Origin of the sequence: Rheinheimera sp. (assembly GCF_036568245.1) — a bacterium.
Classification (GTDB): Bacteria; Pseudomonadota; Gammaproteobacteria; order Enterobacterales; family Alteromonadaceae; genus Alishewanella.
Genome location: NZ_DATCSY010000249.1, coordinates 1 through 5751, shown reverse-complemented (window position 1 = coordinate 5751; position 5751 = coordinate 1). Strand labels below are relative to the sequence as shown.

Here is a 5751-nt window from a genome sequence, read left to right as displayed (position 1 = left end):
GTGGCTTAGCCGGTAGTTGCGCTGCCGACCGAGCTAAACGGATTAAAACAAGAACAGAAGAGAAAAACATCATGTCTGAATTACTCAGCGATAGCATTACCTGCGGTGTAAAACGCGCCAGGCTCAGTCTGGCTATTTCGGCTGCGTTACTGGGTCTTAGCCCTTTTGCTGTCTCAGCACAGACGTCGCCACAAAATGACAGCGATGTCATTGCACAGAACAGCGAAGAACCTGTAGAGGTTATTGAAGTAAAAGGTATAAGAGGCAGTATCCAATCGGCGCAGGAACTTAAACGCTACGCTGACACAGTAAAAGATGTGATCACCGCCACAGATATCGGTGCTTTACCGGATAAATCAGTGACTGAAGCACTGCAACGTGTACCTGGTGTGACGATTGAGCGCTTTGCATCATCTGACGATCCTAAGCATTATGCCGATGAAGGCACCGGCGTGCTGGTACGCGGCCTTGATCGTGTGCGCTCCGAAGTAAACGGCCGTGACGCCTTCAGTGCCAATCCATGGGGCGGACTAAGTTATGAAGATTTTCCCGCTGAGTTACTCGGTGCGGTAGAGGTTGTGAAGAATCAGACCGCGGATCTTATCTCCGGTGGTATTGCCGGCACGGTAAATCTGATCACCCGTAAACCATTCGATTCGCCGGACCGTTTAGTTGCCTTTAGTGCTAAAGCTAATTACGGTGATTTTCGCGAAGAAGTTACACCCTCTTTCTCGGCGCTGTTTTCAGACAGCTGGGAAACAAAAGCTGGTAAGTTCGGCTTTTTAATCGCCGGTTCAAGGTCTGAATACAAATCGCGTGGTGATGGCGTAGGGCTGGGTAACTTCCACTCCCGTGGCGATGCTTTCATTCCAACTCTGGATCAGTGGGGCGGAATAACGGGGGTTGACCCAAGCTCACCGGTCGACGGTCCGGCCTTGCCCGGGCAGCCCGCTGGCAGTGTCTGGCATGTTCCGGTGGCCATTCATATGAGCACAGCAGACAACGATCGTGAACGCACCGGCTTTACTACGTCGCTGCAGTGGGCTAACACCGATAATACTATTGTCGCGACGTTGGAACATATTAACTCCGACGCATCTCTGGAATGGAATGAGCGGCAGATTGGTCAGGCGGCGCAGGGCTTTCGTGGTTTTATGGGCTCTTCACAGAACTGGACGGAAGATCTTGAAAATGGCTATCCACTGACGACCGACAACGGCTTTGTTACCTCAGGTATAGCGCTTGGTGTCAGCCCGGAAACACCGTTTTTCTACCGCAGCCGCTGGAACTATAACGAAAATACCGTTAAAGACACCTCATTCAACCTGAAGTTAAAACCGAGTGACCGTTTAACACTGGTGCTAGATTATCAGCATATTGACTCAGAAAAAGTCGTACACAACTACAGTATGTCCGGCCAGACCCGTGGTAACCATGTACACGTGGTGTCACCTTATTTCCTCGATATGCGTGGCGAGCGCCCGACGGTTGAATTTCTGAGCGACAATATTCTTACCGCTGGCTGGTCGCCCAATTCAGACTGGAATGGCCCTGTGCCTAATGTGTTTTTAGGCAGCGGCATGGAGCAGGAAGAGCATAATACTGCCAAAGCCGACAGTTATAAGTTTGATGTTACTTATGAGTTGGACGGCGTTTTTACTGCCATTAAAACCGGTTTTTACTACAGCGATAAGGATCTCACTGTTCGTGATACCGCTTATGAAGGCTGGTCTGCTATCGGTACTCCCTGGGACATGAACGATCGTAACGCCGCGGCAGCGGTAAACCGGCCGGAGCTATTTGAACGGGTAGATTTTTCTGATTACTACAATGGCAAGGTGCTGCAGGGTAATGTGAATAACTTCCTGTTTCCTAAGATGGATCTGGTAAGGAATTATGCTGAATCATTACGCCAGGGCTGTCGTGACGGCTGGCATAATGCCACCAGCAGTGCTGCCAATAATGGTGTTTGTACCGGCACCTATGTGCCTTATGCCGACAAACCTAATCGTGTTGAGGGGCCTTTTGCCGCGCATAATATCAGTTCTTCAAATGAACAACGTACAGAGTTTTATCTGCGTACAGACTTTGAACTGGTGAATCAGGATATTCCGGTTAAAGGTAACCTGGGTTTGCGTTATGTCAGCTATGAACTGGAATCAACAGGTGCTTTTGTTCAGCCGCAAATTACCCGCCGTGGAGAGCCAGGAACATCGCTCAATGCTGTAATGCAGCAACCGGAGTATCTGCGCTACTACAACCTGGCTAGCGGCGAGTCGGAGTTGAGTACTGTTGAGGGCACCGATTACGACACCATACTACCCAGTTTCAACGTTAACTTTGGCCTTACCGATGAAATCGTGCTGCGCTTTGGTATCTCTAAAGGTTTATATTATCCAAGCCTGGTTGATGCACGTAATATCAGCTTACTGGATCTGGATTATACCCGTCGCCTGCAAACACCTGGCGCAGACTACGACGAAGAGACTAACCCGGTAGTTGGCATTGATGATATTGAAGTCACTGCACTGGCCGGTAACCCTTATCTGGAGCCGGAGGAGTCAGTAAACTCTGATTTGAGTGTCGAGTGGTACTTTGCGCCGGCAGGTTATGTTACTGCAGGTCTGTTTCATAAGAAGCTGGATAACATTATTCGTAACCGGCAGTTTAATCTGGATGTAACATACAACGGCGAAGAATATGATGTGTCCGCCTATGGCCCGGCCAATACCGGCTCAGGCACTATCCGCGGCGTTGAGTTCTCTTACTCGCAGTTTTACGACATGTTGCCCGGAGCCTGGAGTGGTTTGGGCTTACAGTTTAACTTTACATACATCGATCAGAGCGGCCTGGAAGACCCGAACGAGATCTCGGAAGGCACGTTAGGCTTTGACGAAAATGGTAACCCGATAGCGGATAACCGTAACACTTTCCGTGTGTTCAGTGGTTTACCACTGCAAGGTTACTCTGATAAAAATATGAATATCGTCGGCATGTACGAGTATGACAAAATTTCCTTCCGTCTGGCTTACACCTGGCGCTCGGAATACCTGCTAACGCTGCGCGAGTCTGAAGAATATGTTCCGGCCTTCGCTAAAGCATCGGGTATGATGGATGCCAGCCTGTATTACTCCATTAATGACAACTGGAAAGTTGGTATCGAAGGCAGCAACCTGCTGAATACCGAAACTAAAACTCAGTATCAGATGAATCAGGCTGGCGTAAGAACAGATGCATTAAACTTCACGACTGACCGTCGCTATGCGTTAAGCGTGCGCGGTGTGTTCTGATAGTTGTTTGCTGTTCTGACAAAACGCGCAGTGCTGATACTGCGCGTTTTTTTATCAGCGTAAACTGTTATTTTTGTTAGTTAGCCCGTGGCCAAGCAAAGAAAAATACCGTAGCCAAATGTCTGCGAGAGTATTAGTCAGCGTGTCATCGGGGTAAATACCATGTGCAGCGGCGTCACTTTTTAGCGTGCCTGACACCAGAAAGCTGTTTTTCACAGGCTGCATCTGTAACACCTTTTCAAAGGCTCTAGCGGCCATTTCCTCCGGCCGTGCCAGATAAAACCGGTTCATTTTTGAGTCGAGTTGCCGGCAGTGGCGAAAGAACCCGCTTTCACTATCGGCGCTATCTGACAAAAATAGTTTTTGATAAACCTCGCTTAGCAACGTATTGAAATAATGTGGTTTTAAAGGCTTATGCTGCAGCCAGCAGCTGCTGGAAAACTGGTTACGCGTATCATAAAGTGTAAACATTTTATCGGCAATATAGTGATCAAACGCATGATACCACTCGTGTGCCAGGCTGCCGCCACCGGCATTTTTAGCCAACGCCAGGATCCGCCCCTGAGGCTGATAATGTGCGCAGACACCAGGTTGGCCACCGATACCGAAAGTCAAAGCAAGAGTACCTCTGAGCGATATCACCTCTGACGGAACCTGCAGCAGTTGCTGCAAATCGCAAAAAGCGTCAAAAAACAGGTTCGCCGCCAACTGCTGCTCAGCGGTTGTGACCCAACGGCCGATATGAATACTGTTAAAGCCAAATATCTTCACCAGATCGGCAAAGCTGACATCGGCTCCGCCGCGATGAGGAGGCCCGTTGCGATAATACTGGCGCTGAATGCGTGGGGTAAGGTCTGACATAGGCTGATGATAACGTTAATTCTGTGCCGTCAAAAGGCTTACAGCATCAGATTATTGGCCCGTATCAGCTGCCGGGTTCAGTTTACGGCTTCTTATATAGCCGACCAGATTACTGCTTAAGAACGCCAGCTCCATTAATACGGCAACCGGCGAGCCAACCAGTAGATTGTGCACTATCCAGGCACTGGCGCCAATCGCCATTAAAATACGCACCAGGATAACTTTTTTCTGAAAACTGCCGATGGTCCCGACAATGGCAGCCAGGTAAGGCAACAGGTTAAGCGGGCTGGCATAGCTGATAAAAAACAGCATGCTGGACAGTATCAGAAAAACGTACATCCAGCGTGGTCTGGGGCTGAATGCAGCTACCAGAAACCGTACCGACGTAAGCCCAACAAACAAGGCTGCCTGGTACTGAGCTAAAACGGCAAAATGGCAGGCATTTAGCAGAGCAGAAACAAACCAGAATTTCAGCATAGCCGGACGTTGATGTTGCTGAAAGGCGATAATGCCGCTGATGAAGGCCAATGCAGCCAGCGATTGTGAGAGGACAAACAGCAGGGTAAATTCGGGCAAAAGCAACTCTGACACAGCCAATACGATAGCATTATTGTACCTTAATTTACCGAAGTACTAATGACAACAAAGGTATAAGATATAAGTATCCCGCCGACGTAGAGCTAAAGAGCAAGGCGCTGGTCTGTATAGTGAAGGAGAGAACAATGCGAGAACTTTATATTGCCAATAAAAACTACTCGTCCTGGTCATTGCGGCCCTGGCTGTTGATGATGCAATTGAATATTCCATTTATTGAACAATTGGTGCCATTTAGCCAGCAGGGGAACTTTGACAAGTTCCGTACCTTTTCTCCCAGCGGTAAAGTGCCGTGTCTGGTACAAAAAGATATCGTGGTTTGGGATTCGCTGGCAATTGTTGAGTTTCTATACGAAACGCATAAAGACGTCTGGCCAGAACAGGTTAAAGCCCGCGCTTTCGCCCGCTGTGCTGCGGCGGAAATGCACTCAGGTTTCAGCACCTTACGTAATGCTTGTGGTATGAGCTGCTGCCACCGGGTAAAACTGCATAAGATAACCGACGCGCTAAGCGGCGATATTACAAGGCTTAATGAACTGTTTGAGCAAGGCTTGAGTACGTTTGGTGGCCCCTTTATCGCTGGCAACCGGTTTACTGCGGCCGATGCGTTTTTTGCACCGGTCGCTTTTCGCATGCAAAGCTACGACTTGCCGTTTAGCGAAACTGCCAAACAGTACTTGAATCATCTGCTTGCCTTACCGGCGATGCAAAATTGGTATCAACAAGCGCTGGCCGAGCCGTGGCAGGATCAGGCTCATGATGCAGAAATCGCTAACTTCGGACAAGTTATCGCAGATTACCGGCACAGCAGCTAACGGCGTAGCTATTCGGCGGCTGATGTGGCAAATTAGACGGCGTATAACAATCTTCATGCAAAATAATTATAAGGAACAGAAATGGAAGGCTTTATTAGTGCGCTGAACGGCATTATCTGGAGCCCGGCGCTCATTTATTTGTGTCTTGGGGCTGGTTTATTTTACTCAATTCTGACGCGTTTCGCGCAAGT

Annotated in this window: 4 protein-coding genes; 2 read left to right on the top strand and 2 right to left on the bottom strand. The window is 48.9% G+C overall.

Going from position 1 to position 5751, the window contains the following annotated elements:
* Positions 1-71: 71 nt before the first annotated feature.
* The gene (locus VIN66_RS11445; protein WP_331924115.1) at positions 72-3290 is read left to right on the top strand and encodes a TonB-dependent receptor; all 3219 of its coding nucleotides are present in this window, start codon (positions 72-74) and stop codon (positions 3288-3290) included.
* Between the two features lie 54 nt (positions 3291-3344).
* Here VIN66_RS11445 and VIN66_RS11440 read toward each other — a convergent pair whose 3' ends face one another.
* Both VIN66_RS11440 and VIN66_RS11435 read right to left on the bottom strand, forming a co-directional pair.
* The gene (locus tag VIN66_RS11440; protein WP_331924114.1) at positions 3345-4151 is read right to left on the bottom strand and encodes a CLCA_X family protein; all 807 of its coding nucleotides are present in this window, start codon (positions 4149-4151) and stop codon (positions 3345-3347) included.
* 51 nt (positions 4152-4202) lie between these two features.
* On the bottom strand, positions 4203-4742 hold the full coding sequence (locus VIN66_RS11435) for a YgjV family protein (protein WP_331924113.1): 540 nt from the start codon (positions 4740-4742) through the stop codon (positions 4203-4205).
* 131 nt (positions 4743-4873) lie between these two features.
* Between VIN66_RS11435 and VIN66_RS11430 the strand changes: the two genes are divergently transcribed.
* A complete protein-coding gene (locus tag VIN66_RS11430) occupies positions 4874-5560 on the top strand; it encodes a glutathione S-transferase family protein (protein ID WP_331924112.1) in 687 nt (228 codons plus the stop codon).
* The last annotated feature ends 191 nt before the right edge of the window (positions 5561-5751 follow it).